Genomic DNA, 21,654 nt, shown 5'->3' with positions numbered 1-21,654 from the left:
TAAGGATTACCTTACTTAGTCTTACCTTAGCGGATCGGCCCACATGCCGTGGCGGCAGGATCGTGGTGATAGGCGCACATCAATGAAGGAGACTGTCGTGTCGGCGAACAGCTTCGACGCCCGCAGCACGCTGCAGGTGGGCGACGAGTCGTACGAGATCTTCCGGCTGGATAAGGTGGAAGGCTCGGCTCGCCTTCCGTACAGCCTGAAAGTGCTGCTGGAGAACCTGCTCCGCACCGAGGACGGCGCGAACATCACGGCCGACCACATCCGCGCCCTCGGCAACTGGGACTCGCAGGCCCAGCCGTCCCAGGAGATCCAGTTCACGCCCGCCCGCGTGATCATGCAGGACTTCACCGGCGTGCCCTGCGTCGTGGACCTCGCCACCATGCGCGAGGCCGTCAAGGAGCTCGGCGGCGACCCGGCGAAGATCAACCCGCTGGCCCCGGCCGAGCTGGTCATCGACCACTCGGTCATCGCCGACAAGTTCGGCACCAACGACGCCTTCCAGCAGAACGTCGAGCTGGAGTACGGCCGCAACAAGGAGCGTTACCAGTTCCTGCGCTGGGGCCAGACCGCCTTCGACGAGTTCAAGGTCGTCCCGCCGGGCACCGGCATCGTCCACCAGGTCAACATCGAGCACCTGGCCCGCACGGTCATGGTGCGCGGCGGACAGGCGTACCCCGACACCCTGGTCGGCACCGACTCCCACACCACGATGGTCAACGGCCTCGGCGTCCTCGGCTGGGGCGTCGGCGGCATCGAGGCCGAGGCCGCCATGCTCGGCCAGCCGGTCTCCATGCTCATCCCGCGCGTCGTCGGCTTCAGACTCACCGGTGAGCTCCGGCCCGGCACCACCGCCACCGACCTCGTGCTCACGATCACCGAGATGCTGCGCAAGCACGGCGTCGTCGGCAAGTTCGTCGAGTTCTACGGCGAGGGCGTCGCCGCCACGAGCCTCGCCAACCGCGCCACCATCGGCAACATGTCCCCGGAGTTCGGCTCCACCGCCGCGATCTTCCCGATCGACGACGAGACCCTGAACTACCTGCGCCTGACCGGCCGCAGCGACCAGCAGGTCGCGCTCGTCGAGTCGTACGCCAAGGAGCAGGGCCTCTGGCTGGACCCGAAGGCCGAGCCGGACTTCTCCGAGAAGCTCGAACTCGACCTCGCCACGGTCGTCCCGTCCATCGCCGGCCCGAAGCGCCCGCAGGACCGCATCGTCCTGGCCAACGCCGCCCAGCAGTTCGCCCAGGACGTCCGCAACTACGTGGACACCGCCGACGAGGCGGGCAAGGAGTCCTTCCCGGCCTCCGACGCCCCGGCCGCCTCCAACGGCGTCCCCTCCAACCCGGTCCAGGTCACCGCCCCCGACGGCACGGTCTACACCCTCGACCACGGCGCGGTGACGGTCGCGGCCATCACCTCCTGCACCAACACCTCCAACCCGTACGTCATGGTCGCCGCCGCCCTGGTGGCCAAGAAGGCGGTCGAGAAGGGCCTGACCCGCAAGCCCTGGGTCAAGACCACCCTCGCCCCGGGCTCCAAGGTCGTCACCGACTACTTCGACAAGGCGGGCCTGACCCCGTACCTCGACAAGGTCGGCTTCAACCTGGTCGGTTACGGCTGCACCACCTGCATCGGCAACTCCGGCCCGCTGCCGGACGAGGTCTCCAAGGCCGTCAACGACCACGACCTCGCGGTCACGTCGGTCCTCTCCGGCAACCGGAACTTCGAGGGCCGCATCAACCCCGACGTCAAGATGAACTACCTGGCCTCCCCGCCGCTGGTCGTCGCGTACGCCCTCGCGGGCTCCATGAAGGTGGACATCACCCGTGACGCCCTGGGCGCCGACCAGGACGGCAACCCGGTCTTCCTGAAGGACATCTGGCCGAGCGAGGCCGAGGTGAACGACGTCGTCGCGGGCGCCATCGGCGAGGACATGTTCAACAAGTCCTACCAGGACGTCTTCGCGGGCGACGCCCAGTGGCAGTCCCTGCCCATCCCGACCGGCAACACCTTCGAGTGGGACGCCGAGTCGACCTACGTGCGCAAGCCCCCGTACTTCGAGGGCATGGCCATGGAGCCGGCCGCGGTCACCGACATCGACGGCGCCCGTGTCCTCGCCAAGCTGGGCGACTCGGTCACCACCGACCACATCTCCCCGGCCGGTGCCATCAAGGCCGACACCCCGGCCGGCAAGTACCTCACGGAGCACGGCGTCGAGCGCCGCGACTTCAACAGCTACGGCTCGCGCCGCGGCAACCACGAGGTCATGATCCGCGGCACGTTCGCCAACATCCGCCTGCGCAACCAGATCGCGCCGGGCACCGAGGGCGGCTACACCCGCGACTTCACGCGGGCCGCCGAAGGTGAAGGAGGTGCTCCGGTCGCCTTCATCTACGACGCCTCCCGCAACTACATCGAGCAGGGCATCCCGCTCGTCGTCCTCGCGGGCAAGGAGTACGGCTCCGGCTCGTCCCGCGACTGGGCGGCCAAGGGCACCGCGCTGCTCGGCGTGAAGGCCGTCGTCGCCGAGTCGTACGAGCGCATCCACCGCTCGAACCTCATCGGCATGGGCGTCCTGCCGCTCCAGTTCCCCGAGGGCCAGAACGCCGAGTCCCTGGGCCTGACCGGTGAGGAGACCTTCTCCGTCGCCGGCGTGACCCAGCTCAACGAGGGCACCACCCCACGCACCGTGAAGGTCACCACCGACACCGGCGTGGAGTTCGACGCGGTCGTGCGCATCGACACCCCCGGCGAGGCGGACTACTACCGCAACGGCGGCATCCTCCACTACGTGCTGCGCAGCCTGATCACCAAGTAGGCGGCGCCCCACAGGAGAAGAGGGCCGCACCCCCGGCACCGGGGGTGCGGCCCTCTGCCGTGCGGGGATCAGGCCAGGAGTTCCACCTCCGCGAGGGTCGACTCACCGTCGAGGACCAGGCGGTACTCGGCGTACGAGCCCGGCGCGGCGACGGTGAACGCCCTGGTCTGGCGGTCCCAGGCGAAGGACTCGCCGGAGCGGTGGTCCAGCGTGCGCCACGTGGTGCCGTCCGCCGAGCCCTGGAGGGTCCAGCCGGTCGGCGCCGCGGTGTGGTCGGTGCCCGACGTCAGCGTGTACTGGATCGCCTTCGCCGCGGCGTTCACCGGCAGGTCCACGGAGGTCACCGCCGCTGACGTGGCCGACGTGTTGTCGAACAGGGCGCCGGCGCCCTTCAGCACGTCGGCACGGGGCGTGGCCACCTCGTCGTCCTTGGTGATGGAGACGGGCGCCGCGTCCTTGCCCGTGCCCCACCTGGACGGCCGGGAGCCCATGTCGAAGGTCAGCACCCCGCCCTTCTCCAGCAGCTCGTGCGGCAGCGAGGTCTTCGTCCAGGCACGGCCGTTGACCTTCAGACCCTGCACGTAGACGTTGTTCGCGCTGTTCTTCGGCGCGTTGACCACGAGGTCGCGGCCGTTCTCCAGGTGGACCGTGACCTTCTTGAACAGCGGGGAGCCGATGGCGTACTCGTCGCCGCCCATGACCAGCGGGTAGAAGCCGAGCGAGGAGAAGAGGTACCAGGCCGACTGCTCGCCGTTGTCCTCGTCGCCGTGGTAGCCCTGCCCGATCTCGCTGCCCGTGTAGAGGCGGGAGAGCGCCTCGCGGACGTTCGCCTGCGCCTTCCAGGGCTCACCGGCCGCGTCGTACATGTAGATGACGTGGTGCGCGACCTGGTTGGAGTGGCCGTACATGCCCATCCGCACGTCCCGCGCCTCGGTCATCTCGTGGATGACACCGCCGTAGGAGCCGACGAACTCCGGTCCGGCCGTCTCCGGCGTGGCGAAGTACTCGTCGAGCTTGTCGGCCAGTCCGGCGCGGCCGCCGTACAGGTTGGCCAGGCCCCGGCTGTCCTGCGGGACGGTGAAGGCGTAGCCCCAGCCGTTGGTCTCCGTGTAGTCGTAGCCCCACACCCGCGGGTCGAACTCGGCGGAGTCCACGCGCCAGTCGCCCTGCGCGTCACGGCCCTGGAAGAAGCCCGCCTTCGGGTCGAAGAGGTTGACGTAGTCCTGGGCGCGGTTGAGGAAGTACTGCGACTCCTCCTTGTAGCGCCTCTCGCCCGTCTTCTCGTACAGGGCCTGGCCCATCCTGGCGATGCCGTAGTCGTTGACGTAGCCCTCCATGGCCCACGAGAAGCCCTCGCCGGTGGCGGTGGAGGTGTAGCCGAGGAACGGCGACGTGGCCATGCCCTTGCGGCCCACGCCCGAGGACGGCGGGACCACGGTCGCGTTCTTCACGGCCGCGTCGTACGCCGCCTTCGCGTCGAACTTCACGCCCTTGACGTAGGCGTCCGCGAACGCCACGTCCGAGGAGGTGCCCGTCATCAGGTCCGCGTAGCCGGGGGAGGACCAGCGCGAGGTCCAGCCGCCGTCCTTGTACTGCTGCACGAACCCGTCGACCATCTCGCCCGCCTGGGAGGGCGTCAGGAAGGAGTACGCCGGCCAGGTGGTCCGATAGGTGTCCCAGAAGCCGTTGTTGACGTACACCTTGCCGTCGACGATCTTCGCGCCGGTGTGGGTCGGGGTGTCCGGACCGGGCATCGGCGAGAACGGCGAGGCGTACCGGTACGTCGAACCGACCTTCTCGAAGCCCGAGTTGGGGTACAGGTACAGCCGGTACATGCTGGAGTACAGCGTGGTCAGCTGGTCCGGCGTCGCGCCCTCGACCTCGACCTTGCCGAGCAGCTTGTCCCAGGTGCGCTGCGCACGGGACCTGACCGTGTCGAAGGAGGTGCCGTCCGGGATCTCCTGGCGCAGGTTGTCCCTGGCCTGGTCCACGCTGATCAGCGAGGTCGCCAGCCGCAGGGTCACCGTGCGGTCGGCGCCCGCGTCGAAGCGGAGGTAACCCTTGACCCCGCCGGCGTCGCCCTCCTTCACCGGCTTGTCGAACACGCCGTACACGAACAGCCGCGTCGCGCCCGTCGACAGGCCGGACTTGACGTCGGAGTAGCCCGTGACGACGCCGTTGTCCTTGTCGAGGGTCAGGCCCGCCTGGTCGGTGACGTTGTCGAACAGCACACTGGCGTCGTCACCGGGGTAGGTGAAGCGCAGCGCCGCCGCGTGGTCCGTCGGGGTCATCTCGGCCTTGAGGCCGTTCTCGAAGCGGACGCCGTAGTAGTACGGGCGTGCCGTCTCGTTCTCGTGCCGGAAGGCCAGTGCCCGCGCCGTGCGGTCGGTGCTCGGGGTGCCGGAGGCGGCGGACGGCATCACCTGGAAGGTCTGCCGGTCGCCCATCCAGGGGCTCGGCTCGTGGCTCGCGCTGAACGCCTGGATCGTGGGCAGGTTGTCCGCGTTGTTGCCGTGCGCGTACTCGTAGAGCCAGCTCAGCGAGCCCGCGTTGGTCACCGGCGTCCAGAAGTTGAAGCCGTGGGGCAGCGCGGTCGCCGGGAAGTTGTTGCCCCGCGAGAAGCTGCCGCTGGAGTTGGTGCCGCGGGTGGTCAGCGCGTAGTCGGACAGGTGCGCCTTCGGCTTCTCCTGCGGGACCGGTTCGATGGCGACGTCGTCCAGCCAGCCGCGGAACTTCGCCGGCCCGGCGGGGGAGTCGTAGGCCAGCAGGACGCGGTCCACGGTCTTGCCCGCGGCGACCGAGCCTATCCGGGAGGTCACGTTGTTCCACTGGTTGACGTACAGCGCCTCGGACGCGCCCTGGCCCCGCGGGGACAGCGTGAAGCCGTGCTGGTCCGTCGCGCCGAGGCCGCTCAGATAGGTGCCGTCGGTGAAGGCCAGGTCCACGGAGACGTTGGTGGCGTCGTAGTCGCGGTCGCCGTCCGCCATCGACGGGAAGAGGCGGTACGACAGCTGGGTGTCGCGGTCGACCCGCACGTCCACGTCGAAGACCTTGTTGTACGAGTACGCCCGCCCGTCGGCGGTGTGCCGGCCCGCGTACCGCAGCGCGCGCTTGCCGGTGTAGCCGGCGCCCGCCTTGGCGGTCGGCGAGCCGCTCGGGCCGCGGTCGACCAGCGAGAGCATGTCCGGCGGCACCGGGGTGTCGCCGCCGCCCGTGGAGAACTGCACGTCGGCCAGCTGCACGATGCCCGAGGCGCCGTTGTTCCGCGTGATGTCGAGCCGGAAGTGCTGGTACTCGGCGGGCTCGGCGAGGTCGTACGACCTGGTCTGGAAACGCTGCGGGAAGGTCTCACCGGAGCGGGTGTCGACCGTCTTCCAGTCCTTGCCGTCCGCCGAGCCCTGAAGGGTCCAGTCCTTCGGGTCGCGTTCGGCGGCGTCGTTGGCCGAAGTGAGCGCGTACGTCACCAGTTTGACGGGCTTGTCGAGGTCGAACTCGACCCAGCCGGTGGGCTCGAAGGTGAGCCACTTGGTGCTCGGCTCACCGTCGACGAGGTTCTCCTTGACCTCGCCGCCGCCCGTGTTCTCGCTGCTCGCCCGTACCTCGGTGACGTGGTCGTTCACACTGCCCGGGATGCCGGTGCTGTAGCCGCCGTCGACCCCCGACGCCCGCTTGCTCCCGTCCCGTGCCGTGTCCACCGTGCTCAGCCAGTCCGGTGCCGGGTCGTCGGTCTCGAACGACGAGGCGAACGTCCGGCTCGCGGTGTGCCCTTCGACGGGCAGCGCCACCGCCGCCCCCTGTGAGCCGACCACCAGACCTAATACGGCCGTGGCGACGGCCGCGGTGCCCCATGTGTGCCGGGTTCTTCGCAACAAAGCGGATACCCTCCCTGCGTGCGCTGGACAACGTTGTCAAATTCCTTGCGCAGCAACCAGTAGCGGTCAAGTGCCGCATGGTGTCAAGGGTGTTGGGTGTGGCGTTAAGGGGCCTATGTCGCGGATTTTTCCGGCAAGGGGCACCCAGCCACCGCATATTTCCGCGAGGTCTCAACTCGGAAAAGACCCATGGCCAACCTTGCATTCGATCTTGCTCAGCCGACCGGAAGTGGACTATACCTGTCGGCGTTTCCTGCACGACCCAGCGCTACCCGACCGCGGTGCCGGGGAGGATCCGGTTCACCGCCTGAGTCCTGGAGAAAGCGAGGACTTGAGCATGGGATCCAACCCGGCAGCGAGCCATGGTGGCGTGGGCCGCCGCGACCTCATCAAGCGGTCCGCCGCCCTCGGTCTGTTCACCCTTCCCGCGGCGGGCTTCCTGTCCGCCTGTGCCAGCAGCGGCGGCGACGGTCAGGACAAGGCCAAGGCGGGCAAGAAGTCCGCGAAGAACCCCCTCGCGGTCAATGACTCCGCGGGCATGGAATTCGTCCTGTTCGACGGCGGTTTCGGCAAGGAGTACGCCCAGGACGCGGTGAAGATCTACGAGAAGGACTTCCCCGGGGCGAAGGTGAAGTTCGCCGCCACCCAGAAGATCCAGTCCACCCTCCAGCCCCGCTTCAACCAGGGCAACCCGCCGGACCTCATCGACAACTCCGGTGCCGAGCAGATGGACATGGGCGTCCTCGTCGGCAAGAACCAGCTCGCCGACCTCACCCCGCTGCTGGACGCGCCCTCGTACGACGACCCGGGCAAGAAGGTCCGCGACACGCTGCGCCCCGGCATCGTGGAGATGGGCCAGTTCGACGGCGACCCCGTCTGGATCATGTACTACGCCTACACGGTCTACGGCGTCTGGTACTCGCAGAAGGCCCTCGACTCGCTGGACGCCGAGTACCCGCAGACCTGGGACCAGATGCTCGCGGTGTGCGAGAAGGCCAAGAAGAAGGGCATCGCGGGCTGGACGTACGCGGGCAAGTACCCGTACTACATCCCGTTCTCGCTGTACCCGATGATCGGCAAGGTCGGCGGCCGCGAAGTGCTCGACGCCATCGACAACCTGGAGCCGAACGCCTGGAAGCACCCGGCGGTCAAGGCGTGTTTCGACGCCTACTACGAGCTCTTCAAGAAGGGGTACATCCTCAAGGGCACCCCCGGTCTCGACCACATCCAGTCGCAGACCGCCTGGGCCCAGGGCAAGGCCCTGTTCATCCCCAACGGCTCCTGGGTGGAGAACGAGTCGGCGAACGTCATCCCCGCCGACTTCGACCTCGCCGTCTCGGCGCCCACCGGCATCGACAGCTCCGACAAGATGCCCTTCGGCACCATCTGGGCGTCCGGCGGCGAGCCGTTCATCGTCCCGGCCAAGGCGAAGAACGCCGCGGGCGGCATGGAGCAGTTGCGCATCATGCTCAGCGAGGCGTCCTCGAAGAACTTCACGGCCAAGGTGAAGTCGCTGACCGCGTACAACGGCGGCACCGACGGCATCACCCTCACTCCGGGCCTCAAGTCCGGTGTCGCCGCGCTGGACAAGGCCGGCGACAACGTCGTGAACCCCCGCCTCCAGGACTGGTACGTGCAGCTCCAGAAGGAGAAGATCGGTGTCGCCGGTCTCGGCGAGATGATGGCCGGCCGGCTCACCCCGGCCGAGGCCATCAAGAAGATCCAGGGCTTTGCCGACGAGGCCGCCAAGGACACGTCGATCAAGCACTACAAGCACCAGTGAGCAATCGTCACCAGGGCCCGTCCGCGGTGTTTCCGCCGGACGGGCCCTGGTGGCGGCGCCCGCACGGAGATCGGGGTCGGCAGTAATGCAGCACGGGAAATACCGGTTCATCGTGGGGTTCCTGGTGGTTCCCCTGGGGCTGTACGCGCTTTTTGTCGTCTGGCCGTTCATCCAGTCCATCTACTACTCGTTCACGGACTGGACGGGGCTCAGCCCCGAATTCAAGATGGTCGGCCTCGACAACTACAAGAGGATGCTCGACGACGAGATCTTCTGGAAGTCGTTGCAGCACAGCCTGCTGTTCGCGTTGGTGCTGCCGGTGGTGACGATCGGCCTCGCCCTGTTCTTCTCCTTCATGATCAATGTGGGCGGGCGCAGGAGAAAGGGCGGCCCGGCCATCTCCGGCGTCCGGGGCTCCTCCTTCTACAAGATCGTCTATTTCTTCCCGCAGGTCCTCTCCATCGCCATCGTCGCGCTCCTGTTCGCCTTCGCCTACAACCCGGACAGCGGCGCCATCAACTCGCTGCTGCGCGGCATCGGCCTCGACAGCCTCCAGCCGCTGTGGCTGGGTGATCCGGGGCTCGCGCTGTGGTGCGTGATGGCGGTCCTGGTCTGGTCGACGACCGGCTTCTTCGTGGTGCTGTTCTCGGCGGGCATGGCGTCCATCCCGGCCGACCTCTACGAGGCCGCGCTGCTCGACGGCGCGGGCCGCGCCGCCACGTTCTTCCGCATCACCCTGCCGCTGCTGTGGGACACCGTGCAGTCCGGCTGGGTCTACATGGGCATCCTCGCCCTGGGCGCCGAGTCGTTCGCCGTCGTGCAGATCATGACGACCGGGCCCGGCGGTCCCGACTACTCGACCACGGTGATGGTCCTGTACGTGTACCAGAAGGCGTTCCGGGACGGTCAGGCCGCCTACGCCACCACCATCGGCGTCGCCCTGCTCGTCGTCACGCTCGCCTTCGCCGCGATCGTGATGCGGCTGGGCCGTCGCGAGCGGCTGGAGTTCTGATCCCATGAAGACGACCGAGACCCCCGCCTCCGTCCCGGCCCAGCCGGGCGCCCCCGTCGTGAAGACCGCCGCGCCGGCCGGGCGGCCCGAGCGGCGCAGGAAGGAGGGCGGCATCCTCAACGCCTTCTCGCACGGCTTCCTGATCATCTGGGCGTTCATGGTGGTCATGCCGCTGCTGTGGGCGGTGATGACCTCCTTCAAGGACGACCGCTCGATCTTCAGCTCGCCGTGGGCGCTGCCGGACAAGCTGCACTTCGACAACTGGTCGCGGGCGTGGACCCAGGCCAACATGAGCGACTACTTCCTCAACACCATCCTGGTGGTGGGCGGTTCGCTCATCGGCACGCTGGTCCTCGGCTCGATGGCGGCGTACGTGCTCGCCCGGTTCGACTTCCCGGGCAACCGCTTCATCTACTACCTGTTCATCGGCGGCATGAGCTTCCCGATCATGCTCGCGCTGGTCCCGCTGTTCTACGTCGTGAACAACATGGGCCTGCTGAACACGATCCACGGGCTGATCCTCGTCTACATCGCGTACTCGCTGCCGTTCACCGTGTTCTTCCTCACGGCGTTCTTCCGGACCCTGCCCACCTCGGTGGCGGAGGCGGCCTTCGTCGACGGCGCCTCCCACAGCCGTACGTTCTTCCAGATCATGCTGCCCATGGCCAAGCCCGGTCTGATCAGCGTCGGCATCTTCAACTTCCTGGGCCAGTGGAACCAGTACATGCTCCCGACGGTGCTGAACACCGACCCGGACAAGCGGGTCCTCACCCAGGGCCTGGTGCAGCTGGCGGTGAGCCAGGGCTACAAGGGCGACTGGTCGGGACTGTTCGCGGGGCTCGTCATGGCGATGCTCCCGGTCCTCGCGGCGTACATCGTCTTCCAGCGCCAGGTGGTGCAGGGGCTCACGGCGGGGGCGCTGAAGTAGCCTCCCGGCGGCTCGGGCCCGCCCCGCGGCGGCCCCGGGGACGGACGGCACCGGCGGGCGGCGGCTCGGACGCCCGCCGGTGCTCCGGCACCCTCCGCCGGGCCGCTCCACGCGTATACAACGGCATGTGATTTAGGTCACCAGATCATGAGTGTTTCCGTCGATCGCACTCGCAAGTCCGCGTTCGCGGGCGCCCGCCGCCCGCGGTTCCGCCGCGCGTGGGCTGGGTGGCCCGCGCCGGCGCCGTCCGGGCCCTCTCCCGCGAGGTCACCGGCGTGCGTGGAGCGCTCCCCGGCCGAACGCGCGACACGGCCTCCGGTCCGCCTGTCCCGCGCGGGTGCCGGACGCTTCCGCGTTCGCAACTGCGCGCTACCCACCGCGCCGTCGTCACACGCCCGGTCCGCCCCCGGCTTCACGGCAGCAATTCGTACAGGCATTCCCGTATACCCCCGTGCGAGGGTGTCGAGGTTTCTGCGGCTGAAGGCTCGGACGAGGGACTCGGCACCCTCGCGCGGGGCCTCCGGAAGGCTCCTGGACGGGCCTCACGAGGGCAACGCCGCCCTGCTCCGGGGTGGCGTAGGCATGTCCTCGGGGTGTCCTGGACGGGTCGGGGTGAGCGAGAGCGATTTCCGTCAAGGTCTTGACTGCGACAACCCCTTCGGCAGAGCTTGGAGTTCATAACTTGTAAGTGGCCCGGTTCCGCAGATGTGACCTGGGCCACGGGCGGCACAGGGGCCGCCCACCGATGGCAGGAGTGGATGGGTCGATGGAGACTCCGGGGTCGCAGTCGTCGCTGCACCGAGCCAACCTGGAACGAGTCGTACGGGCCGTGCGGCTGGCCGGGTCGCTCACGCAGGCGGAGATCGCGCGGACGACCGGCCTGTCCGCGGCCACGGTCTCCAACATCGTGCGAGAACTGAAGGACGGCGGAACCGTCGAGGTCACGCCGACTTCAGCGGGTGGACGCAGGGCCCGCAGCGTCTCGCTCAGCGGCGACGCCGGCATCGTCATCGGCGTCGACTTCGGGCACGCCCATTTGCGCGTGGCGATCGGGAACCTCGCCCACCAGGTGCTCGCCGAGGAGTCCGAGCCGCTGGACGTCGACGCCTCCTCCAGCCAGGGCTTCGACCGGGCGGAAGAGCTGGTCAACCGTCTGATCGACGCCACGGGCGTGGACCGGACGAAGATCGCGGGCGTGGGCCTCGGTGTGCCCGGCCCCATCGACGTCGAGTCCGGCACCCTGGGCTCCACGGCCATCCTCCCGGGCTGGAGCGGCACCCGGCCCGCCCAGGAGCTGCGCGAACGGCTCGGCGTGCCCGTGCACGTGGACAACGACGCCAACCTCGGCGCCCTCGGCGAGCTGGTCTGGGGCAGCGGCCGGGGGGTGCGCGACCTGGCGTACATCAAGGTCGCCAGCGGTGTGGGCGCCGGCCTGGTGATCAATGGGAAGATCTACCGGGGACCCGGTGGAACCGCTGGTGAGATCGGACACATCACGCTCGACGAGTCCGGTCCGGTCTGCCGCTGCGGAAACCGTGGTTGCCTGGAGACGTTCACCGCCGCGCGCTACGTACTGCCGCTGCTCCAGTCCAGTCACGGCACGGATCTGACCATGGAGGGCGTGGTGCGGCTCGCGCGGGACGGCGACCCCGGTTGCCGTCGGGTGATCGCCGACGTCGGCCGCCATGTCGGCAGCGGGGTGGCCAATCTGTGCAATCTGCTCAACCCGAGCCGTGTGGTCCTCGGCGGTGATCTCGCCGAGGCCGGGGAACTGGTGCTCGGTCCCATCAGGGAGTCCGTCGGCCGCTACGCGATCCCCAGCGCGGCGCGTCAACTGTCCGTTCTCCCGGGGGCACTTGGTGGCCGTGCGGAGGTGCTCGGAGCACTCGCTCTCGCGCTCAGCGAGATGGGTGATTCGACCCTTTTGGACGGGACGCTGCACGCATCCACCCCTGCCTTCACTTAGAGAACGGATGGCATCGTTGCCATCTCGTTAAGGATTTACTTCTTGACGTTGCACGCGCGGCCGAGTTGACTTCCAGCCACCTCGGCCGCAACGACGCGGCCTCGTCAGGGAGGTTTCTGAAGTGAACACGCGTATGCGTCGTGCGGCCTTCGCCGTTGCTGCTGGTGCCATGGCCGTTTCGCTGGCCGCATGTGGCAGCGCCAAGGACTCGGGTGACAAGGCGTCGTCCTCGTCCTCGTCGTCGTCCGCCAAGAAGGGCGACGACATCAAGGTCGGTCTGCTTCTCCCCGAGAACAAGACCGCCCGCTACGAGAAGTTCGACCGGCCTCTGATCGAGAAGAAGATCAAGGAGCTGACGAACAACAAGGCGGAGATCCAGTACAACAACGCGCGCCAGGACGCGAACCTGCAGGCGCAGCAGGTCGACACCATGATCACCAACAAGGTGGACGTCCTGATCGTCGACGCGGTCGACGCCAAGGCCATCCAGAACTCGGTCCAGAAGGCCGTGGACGCCGGCATCAAGGTCGTCGCGTACGACCGTCTCGCCGAGGGCCCGATCAGCGCCTACACCTCCTTCGACAACGAAGAGGTCGGCAAGGTCCAGGGCGAGGCCCTGCTGAAGGCCCTGGGCAGCAAGGCCACCAAGTCCTCCAAGATCGTCATGATCAACGGCTCGGTCACCGACCCGAACGCCGCCCTCTTCAAGAAGGGCGCGCACTCCGTCCTCGACGGCAAGGTCACGGTCGCCAAGGAGTACGACACCAAGGAGTGGTCGCCGGACAACGCCAACTCCGAGATGGAGGCGGCGATCTCCTCGGTCGGCGCCAAGAACATCGCGGGCGTCTACTCCGCGAACGACGGCATGGCCGGCGGCGCCATCACCGCCCTCAAGGCCGCGGGCATCAACGTCCCGGTCACCGGTCAGGACGCCGAGCTCGCGGGTGTGCAGCGCATCGTCACCGGTGAGCAGTACATGAGCGTCTACAAGCCGTACGCCCCCGAGGCCGACGCCGCCGCCGAGATGGCCGTCGCGCTCGCCAAGGGCGAGGACCTGGCGTCGATCGCCAAGGACAAGGTCTCCAGCGGCAGCGCCAAGGACGTCCCGTCGGTGCTCGTCCCGGTCACCTCGCTGACCAAGGACAACATCAACGACACCGTCATCAAGGACGGCGTCTACACCGCGGCCGACATCTGCGCGGGCAAGTACAAGTCCGCCTGCGACAAGCTCGGCATCAAGTAAGCGGCAGCCGGTCCCGGCACGAACACGGGGATCCGTTCACGGGTCCCCGTACGGGGCCGTCCGCACCCAGATCTCCTCCGGCGCCCCGCGCATCAGTCAGCCCCGCAAGCTCGTGCGGGGCGCCGGACGGAACTCCCCCCAATCTTTCTGCACAACCTCCCGCCGGGTCAGGCGGCGAAGGAGATGGTTCACGTGTCCGCTACGCCCGTGCTGGCGTTGCGCGGGGTCTCCAAGCGGTTCGGTGCCGTTCAGGCGCTCACCGACGTAGAGCTTGAGGTCCACGCCGGTGAAGTGGTCGCCCTGGTGGGCGACAACGGCGCCGGAAAGTCCACGCTGGTCAAGACGATCGCCGGCGTGCACCCCATCGATGAAGGCGTCATCGAATGGGAAGGCAAGCCGGTGTCGATCGGCAGGCCGCACGACGCCCAGAGCCTGGGCATCGCGACGGTGTACCAGGACCTCGCCCTGTGCGACAACATCGACGTCGTCGGCAACCTCTTCCTGGGCCGTGAGCTGAAGAAGCGCGGCATCCTCGACGAGGTCGAGATGGAGCGCCGCTCCCGCGAGCTCCTCACCACGCTGTCGATCCGCATCCCCAGCGTCCGTATCCCGATCGCCTCGCTCTCCGGCGGTCAGCGCCAGACCGTGGCCATCGCCCGCTCCATGCTCGGCGAGCCCAAGCTGGTCATCCTCGACGAGCCCACCGCCGCCCTCGGCGTCGAGCAGACCGCCCAGGTCCTCGACCTGGTCGAGCGGCTGCGGGAGCGCGGCCTCGCCGTCGTCCTCATCAGCCACAACATGGCCGACGTCAAGGCGGTGGCCGACCAGGTCGCCGTGCTCCGCCTGGGCCGCAACAACGGCGTCTTCGAGGTCAAGACGACCTCGCAGGAGGAGATCATCTCCGCCATCACCGGCGCCACCGACAACGCAGTGACCCGCCGTGCGGCGCGTACGACCGGGGAGGTTTCCAAGTGAGCGTCGACAAGACCTCCGCGACGGCGACGGACGAGACGGCCGTCGAGAACCCCGAGGCCGCGGCCGCCGCGGTCACCGCGGTCGACCCGCGTCTGCTCGTGCGCGAGCAGGGCCTCGCCGGCTACGTCGGCGAGTTCAAGCGCAAGATGAAGGCCGGTGAACTGGGCTCCCTCCCGGTCATCCTGGGCCTCATCATCATCTGCATCGTCTTCCAGAGCCTGAACTCCAACTTCCTGTCCTCGCAGAACATCAGTGACATCACCGTCACGATGGTCGGCACGGGCATGATCTCGGTCGGCATCGTCTTCGTGCTGCTGCTCGGCGAGATCGACCTGTCCGTCGGCTCGGTCAGCGGCGCGGCCAGCGCCCTCGCGGCCGTCCTCGCCGTCAACCAGGGCTGGCCCGAGTGGCTCGCGGTGCTGGTCGCCGTCGCCGCCGGCGCGGCCATCGGCGCGCTGCACGGCTTCTTCTTCGCGGTGCTCGGCGCCCCCGCCTTCGCCGTGACCCTGGCCGGTCTGCTGTTCTGGCTCGGCTTCATGCTGAAGGTGCTGGGCGACAACGGCACGATCAACCTCGACAGCGACGGCTTCATCGGCAACCTCACCACGTACTTCTTCTCGGACGTGGCCGCCGCCTACGGTCTGGCGCTCGTCGTGGTCGTGGTGTTCTTCGTCACCTCCTTCCTCGGCAACCGCCGCCGCGAGGCCGCGGGCGTCCCCTCCCGGCCGCTCAGCGACACCCTGATGCGTACGGTCCTGCTCGCCGTGATCTCCTTCGCCGCGGCGTTCATGTACAACCAGTACAAGGGCCTGCCGCTGGCCACGGTCGTCTTCCTGGTCTTCCTGATCGGCACGGACTTCGTGCTGCGCCGCACGGCCTACGGCCGCAAGGTGTTCGCGCTCGGCGGCAGCGTCGAGGCCTCCCGGCGTGCCGGCATCAACGTGACCGCCATGCGCATCTCCGTGTTCGCCATCTCCGGCGGCTTCGCGGCGATCGGTGGTCTGTTCCTCGCCTCCAAGATCGCCTCGGCCAACCAGAGCGCCGGCGCGGGCGACCTGCTCATGAACGCGATCGCCGCGGCCGTGATCGGTGGCACCTCGCTGTTCGGTGGTCGTGGCCGGACGTGGAACGCGCTGCTCGGTGTGCTGGTGATCGTGTCCATCCAGTACGGCCTCCAGCTGGAGTCCATCGCCGAGCCGGTGAAGTACATGATCACCGCGGCGGTCCTGCTCACGACGGTGGTCATCGACTCCATCACGCGCAAGACGCAGAAGACCGCCGGTCGGGCCTGACGGTTCGCCCGGTCGCCACAGGGGCGTGACAGTGCCCGGTGCCTTCAAAGGCACCGGGCACTGTCGTGTCCGGTCCGGGGCGAACATTAGACTCGTCGGGCCCGGCAACAGCTCGATCAGCTCTACTGCAAGGAGGCACGGGTGCCGCTGCTGACCCGCATCACGGGACCGCGCGATCTGGACCGGCTCAGCCTGGAGGAGCTGGACCTGCTGGCAGAGGAGATCCGGACCTTCCTGGTCGACGCCGTCTCCAAGACCGGCGGCCACCTCGGTCCCAACCTGGGCGTGGTCGAGCTCACCATCGCCCTGCACCGTGTCTTCGAGTCGCCCAGGGACCGGGTGCTGTGGGACACCGGCCACCAGTCCTACGTGCACAAGCTCCTCACCGGACGTCAGGACTTCTCGCGCCTCAAGATGAAGGGCGGCCTGTCCGGCTACCCCTCGCAGGCCGAGTCCGAGCACGACGTCATCGAGAACAGCCACGCCTCCACCGTCCTCGGCTGGGCCGACGGCCTCGCCAAGGCCAACCAGGTCCTCGAACGCGACGCCCACGTGGTCGCCGTGATCGGTGACGGCGCCCTCACCGGCGGCATGGCCTGGGAGGCGCTGAACAACATCGCCGCCGCCAAGGACCGCCCCCTGGTCATCGTCGTCAACGACAACGAGCGCTCCTACGCCCCGACCATCGGCGGCCTCGCCAACCACCTGGCCACCCTGCGCACCACCGACGGCTACGAGCGCTTCCTGGCCCGCGGCAAGGACATCCTGGAGCGCACCCCGGTCGTCGGCCGGCCCCTCTACGACACCCTGCACGGCGCCAAGAAGGGCCTCAAGGACTTCATCGCCCCCCAGGGCATGTTCGAGGACCTGGGCCTCAAGTACGTCGGCCCGATCGACGGCCACGACATCGAGGCCCTGGAGTCCGCGCTCGCCCGCGCCAAGCGCTTCGGCGGCCCCGTGATCGTGCACTGCCTCACCGAGAAGGGCCGCGGCTACCAGCCCGCCCTCCAGGACGAGGCCGACCGCTTCCACGCCGTCGGCAGGATCCACCCCGACACCGGCCTGCCGATCGCCACCTCCGGCGCCGACTGGACCTCCGTCTTCGGCGACGAGATGGTCAAGCTCGGCAGGGAGCGGCGGGACGTCGTCGCCATCACCGCGGCCATGCTCCAGCCGGTCGGCCTCGACCGCTTCGCCAAGGCGTTCCCGGAGCGCGTCTACGACGTCGGCATCGCCGAGCAGCACGCCGCCGTCTCCGCGGCCGGCCTCGCCACCGGCGGACTGCACCCCGTCTTCGCGGTGTACGCCACCTTCCTCAACCGCGCCTTCGACCAGGTGCTGATGGACGTCGCCCTGCACAAGTGCGGCGTCACCTTCGTGCTCGACCGGGCCGGCGTCACCGGCACCGACGGCGCCTCCCACAACGGCATGTGGGACATGTCGATCCTCCAGGTCGTCCCCGGCCTCCGGCTCGCCGCCCCGCGCGACGCCGACCAGGTCCGCGCCCAGCTGCGCGAGGCCGTCGAGGTCACCGACGCGCCGACCGTGGTCCGCTTCTCCAAGGGCGCCGTCGGCCCCGCCGTACCCGCCCTGCGCCGGATCGGCGGCATGGACGTGCTGCGCGAGCCCGGCACCGACACCCCGGACGTCCTCCTGGTCTCCGTGGGCGCCCTCGCCCCCATGTGCCTGGAGATCGCCGGACTCCTCGACCAGCAGGGCATCACCACCACCGTCGTCGACCCGCGCTGGGTCAAGCCCGTCGACGAGGCCATGGCCCCGCTCGCCGAGCGCCACCGCGTCGTCGTCACCGTCGAGGACAACTCCCGCGTCGGCGGCGTCGGCTCGACGATCGCCCAGGCCCTGCGCGACGCGGACGTCGACGTCCCGCTGCGCGACTTCGGCATCCCGCCGCGCTTCCTCGACCACGCCTCGCGCGCCGAGGTCATGGCCGAGATCGGGCTGACCGCGCCGGACATCGCCCGCCAGGTCACCGGCCTGGTCGCCAAGCTCGACGGCGCCCGCTACGACCGCCCGGTCGGCGAGGCCGACCCCGTGGAGACCGCCCGCGACTGACGCCACCGCACACCGCCGTACGGGCCGGTCCCACCACCGCGACGGGTGGCGGAACCGGCCCGTCCGCGTGAATCCGCCCGCGCCGGGGCATACGAACTGCGCCCCCTCTCGATCATGTCGAGCATGTCGAGGACGACAAGCGTGGGAGGTATCCCGTGAGCAGCACCCTCTTCCGGACGAAGAAGGTCGAGCAGTCCATCCTCGACACCGAGGAGCCGGAGCACGCGCTCAAGAAGTCCTTGTCCGCGCTGGATCTGACCGTCTTCGGTGTCGGGGTCATCATCGGCACCGGCATCTTCGTCCTGACCGGCACGGTGGCCAAGAACAACGCCGGACCCGCCGTCGCCCTGGCGTTCGTCGTGGCCGGCGTCGTCTGCGCGCTCGCCGCGCTCTGCTACGCCGAGTTCGCCTCCACCGTCCCGGTGGCCGGTTCCGCGTACACGTTCTCGTACGCCTCCCTGGGCGAACTGCCCGCCTGGATCATCGGCTGGGACCTGGTCCTGGAGTTCGCGCTCGGCACGGCGGTGGTGGCCGTCGGCTGGTCCGGCTACATCGCCTCCCTGCTCGACAACGCGGGGGTGCACCTGCCCGCGGCGCTCAGCGGACGTGAGGGCGCCCAGGGGTTCGGCTTCGACATCCTCGCCGCCGCGCTCGTCCTGGTGCTCACCGGCATCCTCGTGCTCGGCATGAAGCTGTCCGCGCGCATCACCTCCCTCGTGGTCGCCGTCAAGGTCGTCGTCGTCCTCATCGTGATCATCGCCGGCGCCTTCTTCGTGAAGGCCGAGAACTACCGGCCCTTCGTCCCGAAGCCGCAGCCCGTCGAGGCGGGCGGCAACCTCCAGGCGCCGCTCATCCAGCTGATGTTCGGCTGGGCCCCCGCGAACTTCGGCGTCATGGGCGTCTTCACCGCCGCGTCGGTCGTCTTCTTCGCGTTCATCGGCTTCGACGTCGTCGCCACCGCCGCCGAGGAGACCCGCAACCCGCAGCGCGACATGCCCCGCGGCATCCTCGGCTCCCTGCTCATCTGCACCGTGCTGTACGTCGCGGTGTCGGTCGTCGTGACCGGCATGCAGAAGTACACCCAGCTGTCCGTGGACGCCCCGCTCGCCGACGCCTTCAAGGCCATCGGCCACCCCTGGTACGCGGGCGTGATCAGCTTCGGGGCCGCCGTCGGCCTGACCACGGTCTGTCTGATCCTGCTGCTCGGCCAGACCCGCGTCTTCTTCGCCATGAGCCGCGACGGACTGCTGCCCCGGTTCTTCTCCCGCGTCCACCCGCGCTTCAAGACCCCGCACCGGCCGACCATCCTGCTCGGCGTGATCATCGCGATCGTCGCGGGCTTCACCAGCCTGAGCGAACTGGCCGAGCTGGTGAACATCGGCACGCTGTTCGCGTTCGTGGTCGTCGCGATCGGCGTGATCATCCTGCGCCGCACCCGCCCCGAGCTGCCGCGCGCGTTCCGCACCCCGTGGGTGCCGTTCCTGCCGATCGTGTCCGTGCTGGCCACGCTGTGGCTGATGCTCAACCTGCCCGCCGAGACCTGGCTGCGGTTCGCGATCTGGATGGCGATCGGCTTCGTCGTGTACTTCCTCTACGGCCGTACGCACAGCCGCCTCGCCAAGGGGGAGCAGGAGACCGGGGAACCGGGCCGCCGGCCCACCGCCTAGTCCGGCCCACCCTCCCGCGGAGTTCGTCGCTCCGGCCCCGTATGTCCCGCTTCGGTGGGAGGTGCGGGGCCGGATAGCGTGCTGTGCATGCTCGCCGCCGTGCCCCTGGCCCCCGCCCGGTCCGCCGCCGTACGGACGGCGTACTGGACGCGGCTCCTGCCCCTGCTGGCGCTGCTGGCCTGCCTCACCCGCGTCCCCTCGTTCACCCGGCCCCTGTGGAACCCGGACGAGGGCTACCTCGCCGTACAGGCCCGGATGCTCGCGCACGGCGGCCGGCTCTACGAGACGGTCGTGGACCGCAAGCCGCCCCTCGTGCCCTGGCTCTACCAGGCGGCGTTCGCGCTCGACGGGTCCGAGTCGCTCACCGCGGTCCGGGTCCTCGCGGTCCTCGCCCAACTGCTCACCGCGGCGCTGCTGGCCTCCCTCGCCCGCAGGCGCTGGGGCGACACCGCGGGACGCACCGCCGGGGTGCTGTACCTGCTGGTGTCCGTCGGGCTCAACCCCGAGGACGCCCAGGCCGCGGGCTTCGAGGTGTTCATACTGCCCTGCACCGCCGCCGCGATGTGGTGCGCCGACCGCCGCCGCTGGGGCGCCGCCGGGGCCGCCGTCGCCTGCGCCCTGCTCGCCAAGCAGACCGGCGGCGCGGTGCTGGCCCCGGTCTGCTGGCTGCTGCACCGCTCGGGCGCCCCGGCCGGCGGGGCGCTGCGGCTGGCGGCCGGGGCGGTCGTCCCCGTGCTGTGCGCGGCGCTGCTCACCGACCCCGCGGGCTTCGTGTTCTGGACCCTCACCGGCTCGGCCGCGTACGCCTCGTTCGCCGGCTCCGAACTCCACCTCCTCGCCCGGGGTTCGGCCAACGCGGCCATCCTCGCGGTGGCCTGCGCAGGACTGCTGCCACCGGTGGCACGGGCGCTGCGCCGCACCCGCCTGCCCGCCGACCTGTGGCTGTGGCTCGCCTGCTCGGCGGGCGCCGTCCTGCTCGGCTTCCACTTCTTCGGCCACTACTACCTGCAACTCATCCCGCCGCTCGCCCTGCTGGCGACCGCGGCGCTGCGCGTCCTGCCCCGGGAACGGCTGACGGCGGCGGTGGCCGCCTCCGGCTGCTGCTGCGCCCTCTTCGTCACCTGGGGGCTGCTGGCGCCCCGGCCCGAACTCGCCCACGCCCAGCGGGTCGCCGCCGCCGTCGCCCACCGCACGTCACCCGCCGACCGCGTCCTGGTGTGGGGGATGCATCCCGAGACGTACTGGCTCGCCGACCGCACCCCCGCCAGTCGCTATCTCACCGCGGGCCTGCTCACCAACTACAGCGGCGGCCGCGACGGTCCCGAGGTCGGCGAGGAGTACGCCGTCGACGGCAGCTGGCCCGTGCTGCGCGCCGAACTCGCCCGCCACGCCCCGGCGCTGGTCGTCGACGACTCCCGGGGCAAGCCGTACGCCCCGGACCGCCTGCCCACCCTGCACCGCCTCCTGGAGGCCCACTACGAGGAGGTGGACCACGTGGACGGCGCCGTGGTCTACGCCCGGGTCGGCCACGACTGACGCCCGCTCGGCCGCCGGAGCCGGGCGGATGCCTACGCCGTGTCGCCGAGGACCGAGCGGGGGCCGGTCACCTCGGCGCCCAACTCCATGACCCTGCGGCGCAGTTCACGGTCGGCCGTGATGACGAGACAGGGGCGGGCCGGGTTCTCCGCGACCAGCTCCACGATCCGGTCGTCGCCGCTCGCCGGGGCGGACACCACACGGACGCCCGGCGCGGACTCCACCCCGCGCGCGGCACCCTCGACGACCAGCACCAGGTCCACCGGGCTCGGCCGGCCGGGCAGCCCCTCCGAGGCGAGCCGGTCCCGCAGCCGCTCCGCGGCGCCCTTGCGGTCCCGCCACCACCCGTCGGGCACCGACCCGACCACGTTCGCGCCGTCCACGATCACGAGCAGGGGGTCTTCCACGTCCATGGGTCAAGCGTCCCACGCCGCCCGCCCCGACGGCCGTACGGACGCAGCGGGTGCCGGGGCCGGGCCG

General features: G+C 69.4%; 13 protein-coding genes. 11 read left to right on the top strand and 2 right to left on the bottom strand.

Translation table 11 applies throughout. The features are described from left to right. Window positions 1-97: 97 nt before the first annotated feature. Window positions 98-2,827 carry an aconitate hydratase AcnA gene (acnA, locus tag AB0F77_RS13530; RefSeq protein WP_361946383.1) on the top strand — a complete coding sequence of 910 codons (2,730 nt, stop codon included), beginning with the start codon at window positions 98-100 and terminating at the stop codon, window positions 2,825-2,827. A 68-nt stretch (window positions 2,828-2,895) separates the two neighbouring features. On the opposite strand, the gene AB0F77_RS13525 is transcribed toward acnA, so the two are convergent. Continuing rightward, a complete protein-coding gene (locus tag AB0F77_RS13525) occupies window positions 2,896-6,639 on the bottom strand; it encodes a GH92 family glycosyl hydrolase (protein WP_361946510.1) in 3,744 nt (1,247 codons plus the stop codon). A gap of 397 nt (window positions 6,640-7,036) precedes the next feature. Between AB0F77_RS13525 and ngcE the strand changes: the two genes are divergently transcribed. The 10 genes from ngcE to AB0F77_RS13475 all read left to right on the top strand — a co-directional run bounded on the left by ngcE (window position 7,037) and on the right by AB0F77_RS13475 (window position 21,174). Further along, window positions 7,037-8,482 carry an N-acetylglucosamine/diacetylchitobiose ABC transporter substrate-binding protein gene (gene ngcE / locus AB0F77_RS13520; protein ID WP_361946380.1) on the top strand — a complete coding sequence of 482 codons (1,446 nt, stop codon included), beginning with the start codon at window positions 7,037-7,039 and terminating at the stop codon, window positions 8,480-8,482. 85 nt (window positions 8,483-8,567) lie between these two features. After that, window positions 8,568-9,494, top strand: a complete 927-nt coding sequence (locus AB0F77_RS13515) for a sugar ABC transporter permease (protein ID WP_361946377.1) — start codon at window positions 8,568-8,570, stop codon at window positions 9,492-9,494. 4 nt (window positions 9,495-9,498) lie between these two features. Next, window positions 9,499-10,422 (top strand): carbohydrate ABC transporter permease, encoded by a 924-nt coding sequence (locus AB0F77_RS13510; RefSeq protein ID WP_361946374.1) that lies wholly within the window; start codon window positions 9,499-9,501, stop codon window positions 10,420-10,422. A 766-nt stretch (window positions 10,423-11,188) separates the two neighbouring features. Beyond that, window positions 11,189-12,388, top strand: a complete 1,200-nt coding sequence (locus AB0F77_RS13505; protein ID WP_361946371.1) for an ROK family transcriptional regulator — start codon at window positions 11,189-11,191, stop codon at window positions 12,386-12,388. A gap of 133 nt (window positions 12,389-12,521) precedes the next feature. Beyond that, the gene (locus AB0F77_RS13500; RefSeq protein ID WP_361946507.1) at window positions 12,522-13,631 is read left to right on the top strand and encodes a substrate-binding domain-containing protein; all 1,110 of its coding nucleotides are present in this window, start codon (window positions 12,522-12,524) and stop codon (window positions 13,629-13,631) included. Window positions 13,632-13,814: 183 nt separating this feature from the next. Then, window positions 13,815-14,606 (top strand): ATP-binding cassette domain-containing protein, encoded by a 792-nt coding sequence (locus AB0F77_RS13495; protein WP_361946368.1) that lies wholly within the window; start codon window positions 13,815-13,817, stop codon window positions 14,604-14,606. Beyond that, on the top strand, window positions 14,603-15,898 hold the full coding sequence (locus AB0F77_RS13490; protein ID WP_361946365.1) for a sugar ABC transporter permease: 1,296 nt from the start codon (window positions 14,603-14,605) through the stop codon (window positions 15,896-15,898). The genes AB0F77_RS13495 and AB0F77_RS13490 overlap by 4 nt, the downstream gene beginning before the upstream one ends. Window positions 15,899-16,039: 141 nt before the next feature. Further along, window positions 16,040-17,971: a 1-deoxy-D-xylulose-5-phosphate synthase gene (gene dxs / locus AB0F77_RS13485; RefSeq protein ID WP_361946362.1), complete on the top strand. Its 1,932-nt coding sequence runs from the start codon at window positions 16,040-16,042 to the stop codon at window positions 17,969-17,971. A gap of 155 nt (window positions 17,972-18,126) precedes the next feature. Continuing rightward, a complete protein-coding gene (locus tag AB0F77_RS13480; protein ID WP_361946359.1) occupies window positions 18,127-19,638 on the top strand; it encodes an amino acid permease in 1,512 nt (503 codons plus the stop codon). 87 nt (window positions 19,639-19,725) lie between these two features. Then, on the top strand, window positions 19,726-21,174 hold the full coding sequence (locus tag AB0F77_RS13475) for a glycosyltransferase family 39 protein (protein WP_361946356.1): 1,449 nt from the start codon (window positions 19,726-19,728) through the stop codon (window positions 21,172-21,174). A gap of 32 nt (window positions 21,175-21,206) precedes the next feature. Here the strand turns inward: AB0F77_RS13475 and AB0F77_RS13470 are convergent, their stop codons facing one another. Further along, a complete protein-coding gene (locus AB0F77_RS13470; protein WP_361946353.1) occupies window positions 21,207-21,587 on the bottom strand; it encodes an NTP pyrophosphohydrolase in 381 nt (126 codons plus the stop codon). Between the last annotated feature and the right edge of the window lie 67 nt (window positions 21,588-21,654).

The organism is Streptomyces sp. NPDC026672 (assembly GCF_040638185.1).
Classification (GTDB): domain Bacteria; phylum Actinomycetota; class Actinomycetes; order Streptomycetales; family Streptomycetaceae; genus Streptomyces.
This window is presented reverse-complemented; position numbering and strand designations above follow the sequence as displayed.

Excerpts from the sequence above, each read along its gene's own strand:
- ngcE (WP_361946380.1), top strand. The coding sequence starts at position 7,037 with ATGGGATCCAACCCGGCAGCGAGCCATGGTGGCGTGGGCCGCCGCGAC.
- AB0F77_RS13515 (WP_361946377.1), top strand. The coding sequence starts at position 8,568 with ATGCAGCACGGGAAATACCGGTTCATCGTGGGGTTCCTGGTGGTTCCC.
- AB0F77_RS13510 (WP_361946374.1), top strand. The coding sequence starts at position 9,499 with ATGAAGACGACCGAGACCCCCGCCTCCGTCCCGGCCCAGCCGGGCGCC.
- AB0F77_RS13505 (WP_361946371.1), top strand. The coding sequence starts at position 11,189 with ATGGAGACTCCGGGGTCGCAGTCGTCGCTGCACCGAGCCAACCTGGAA.
- AB0F77_RS13500 (WP_361946507.1), top strand. The coding sequence starts at position 12,522 with ATGCGTCGTGCGGCCTTCGCCGTTGCTGCTGGTGCCATGGCCGTTTCG.
- AB0F77_RS13495 (WP_361946368.1), top strand. The coding sequence starts at position 13,815 with ATGGTTCACGTGTCCGCTACGCCCGTGCTGGCGTTGCGCGGGGTCTCC.
- AB0F77_RS13475 (WP_361946356.1), top strand. The coding sequence starts at position 19,726 with ATGCTCGCCGCCGTGCCCCTGGCCCCCGCCCGGTCCGCCGCCGTACGG.
- AB0F77_RS13470 (WP_361946353.1), bottom strand. The coding sequence starts at position 21,587 with ATGGACGTGGAAGACCCCCTGCTCGTGATCGTGGACGGCGCGAACGTG.